Source organism: Cupriavidus sp. FW305-26 (assembly GCF_058787975.1).
The window spans coordinates 1-2,746 of the sequence record NZ_JBYTAH010000096.1; the positions used below are offsets into that span (position 1 = coordinate 1).

Consider the following 2,746-nt stretch of genomic DNA (forward strand, 5'->3'; position numbering starts at 1 on the left):
GCAATTACGCGGGCGGGGGCGGCAAGCTTGTCAGTTTCGATCATGGTGGTCAGGGGCCCGGACAGCGGCAACAATCCGCCATTCTACGCGCCTATGCAGGTCTCAAGCCTTGGACAATGCCTTGAGCGCCAGCTTGATGCCGTCCGACACGCCGGTCCCCGCCGGCACCTGCTTGATCGCGGCGGCGGCTTCCTTTTCCGAGTAGCCCAGCGCCAGCAGCGCATTGAGCACGTCGACGGCGCTGTCCGGCACCGCCGGCGTGCCCGGCACGTGGCCCAGCTCCGCGCCCAGCTTGCCCTTGAGCTCCAGCAGCAGCCGCTCCGCGGTCTTCTTGCCGATGCCGGGAATGCGCGTGAGGCGGCCGGCTTCCTGCAGCGTGATGGCCTGCGCCAGCTCGGGCACCGACATGCCCGACAGCACCGCCAGCGCCATGCGCGCGCCGATGCCGGTGATCTTGATCAGCTCGCGGAAGGTGTTGCGCTCCGATGCGGTGCCGAAGCCGTACAGCAGGTGCGCGTCCTCGCGCACGATCAGCTGCGTCAGCAGTGTCACCGGCTGGCCCACCGCGGGCAGGTTGTAGAAGGTGCTCATCGGCACGTCCACCTCGTAGCCGACGCCGTGGCAGTCGACCAGCAGGTGCGGGGGATTCTTCTCGATAAGGGTGCCGGCGATGCGTCCGATCATGGTGCGGAGGAGGGAATGGAAGGTGGGGGTCAGGGACCAGGCGGCCGCAAGTGTAGCCCAGCGGCCGCCCTGCCGGGGTCAGCGCGCCGGCGTATCCACCGCGCGCCGGCCCAGCGCCGGGTCGTCGGTGAAGAAGCCATCGATGCCGGCCGCGATAAAGGCCTGCACTTCCCGCTCCATGCCGGACGGGCTGCGCGTGGCGTCGTCGCCGCCGGTCTGGAGCGCCTTGGGCAGGAAGCTGTTTTCCGGACGGAAGGTGTAGGGATGGACGAACAGCCCGGCAGCATGCGCCTGGCGCACCACCGGCGTCGGCGCAGCCAGCGCGCCCTGCGCATCGCGCGGCACCACGCTGCTCTTCTCGGGGCCGATGCCGTCGGCATAGGCTGCCACCTCGCGCAGGCCGGTCGCGCCCAGCATGTCGCCGAAGGTGCGGCCGTCGCCCGCCAGCTTCCAGTCGGCCGGGCCCTTGCGCGGGTTGCCGATGAGCTGCACCAGCTTCACGTTGTGCTGCCCGCTGCCAAGCGTGCGCCGCAGCGCGCGCAGGCTGCCGGTCTCGAAGCATTGGATAAACACGGGTGCGTTGCGCAGGTAGGGTTGTGCCCGCAGCGCGGCCACCAGCTTGTCCTCGAGCGGCAGCCCGATGCCGCGGAAGTAGCTCGGGTGCTTCAGCTCCGCGTAGATGCCGATGGGTTTGCCGGTGCGCAGCGCGGCCTGCTCGGCCAGGCGCACGATCTCGTCGAAGGTCGGCACCTCGAACTGGTCGTTCAGGCGCGCATTGTCCGGGCGCAGGCGCGGGATGCGCTCACGCGCGCGCAGCGTCTTGAGCTCCGCCAGCGTGAAGTCTTCGGTGAACCAGCCGCTCAGGCGCTCGCCGTCGATCACCTTGGTGCGCTTGCGCTCGGCGAACTGCGGCAGTTCGGCCACGTTGGTGGTGCCGGTGATGTCGTTCTCGTGGCGCGCTACCAGCACGCCGTCGCGTGTCATGACCAGGTCGGGCTCGATGGCGTCGGCGCCGTCCTCGATGGCTTTGGCGTAGGCGGCAAGTGTATGTTCGGGGCGCAGCGCGCTGGCGCCGCGATGGGCGATCACCAGTGGTTTGGGAGGCTGGGTGGCGGCGGCCGCAGGCGCAGCGCTCGCGGCGGGTGCCGGCACCGGAGCCGCGGACACGGGCTTAGGGCGCGGCGCGGTGGCGCAGCCCGCGACCAGCGCGGCGCAGGCCGCGGCGGCCGGAAACAGCCAACGCCGGAAGGCAAGAACAGGGAAGAGGCTGGGGCGCCGGCGCGGCGCGCTCAATCGGGACTGACTAGGCATGCAGCGTTCCTGTGGTGAGACCAAGGCCCGATTGTAAGAGATGGGGAAGCGGGCACAGCAAGCGCCAGCCGCTGGCGTGTTCAGCCGACCAGCCGCCCGCGCCGCACGCGCATGCCTTTGCGCACCAGGTCGGGCGCCAGGCCCGATAGCGTGCCCAGGGTATCGCTGCCGTTGGCATGGCAGATCGCCACGCCGAGCGCATCGGCCGCATCGCTGCCGGGCTGGCCGGGCAGCATCAGCAGCCGCGTCACCATTTCCTGCACCTGCGCCTTGTTGGCGCGGCCGTAGCCGACCACCGCCACCTTGAGCTGCAGCGCGGTGTACTCGAACACCGGCAAGCCGTAGCCCACCAGCCCGCAGATCGCCGCGCCGCGGGCCTGGCCGAGCAGCAGCGTGGACTGCGGGTTGACGTTGACGAAGACCTTCTCGATCGCCGCGCAGTCGGGTGCATAGGTGCGCGACACTTCGCTGATGCCGTCGTAGAGCGTCTTCAGCCGTTCCGGCAACGTTGAATTGCCGTCGCTCTTGATCGTGCCCGAGGCCACGTAGGCAAGCTTGTTGCCGTGCTTCTCGATCACGCCGAAGCCGGTGGTGCGCAGGCCGGGGTCGATGCCTAGGATTCGCATTGGGTGGGTAGGATGGATGCCGTCGCTAGTGTATTGCTTTTTGCACCGGCACCTAAGGCAAAAAGCGGTTTCGCTTTCCCTTGCAGGAGAACGAAACCGCTTCGGAGCCGGGGGGGGGGGGGGGG

The 2,746-nt window shown here is 69.3% G+C and carries 3 protein-coding genes; all 3 read right to left on the minus strand.

Translation table 11 applies throughout. The annotated features are described in order from the left end of the window. Positions 1-102 precede the first annotated feature (102 nt). Positions 103-684 (minus strand): Holliday junction branch migration protein RuvA, encoded by a 582-nt coding sequence (gene ruvA, locus AC3WQZ_RS32385; protein WP_010813891.1) that lies wholly within the window; start codon positions 682-684, stop codon positions 103-105. 78 nt (positions 685-762) lie between these two features. Continuing rightward, positions 763-1,995, minus strand: a complete 1,233-nt coding sequence (locus tag AC3WQZ_RS32390) for a glycerophosphodiester phosphodiesterase (RefSeq protein ID WP_081050260.1) — start codon at positions 1,993-1,995, stop codon at positions 763-765. An 80-nt stretch (positions 1,996-2,075) separates the two neighbouring features. After that, positions 2,076-2,621, minus strand: coding sequence for a crossover junction endodeoxyribonuclease RuvC (ruvC, locus tag AC3WQZ_RS32395; protein WP_010813889.1), 546 nt, complete (start codon positions 2,619-2,621; stop codon positions 2,076-2,078). Positions 2,622-2,746 lie beyond the last annotated feature (125 nt).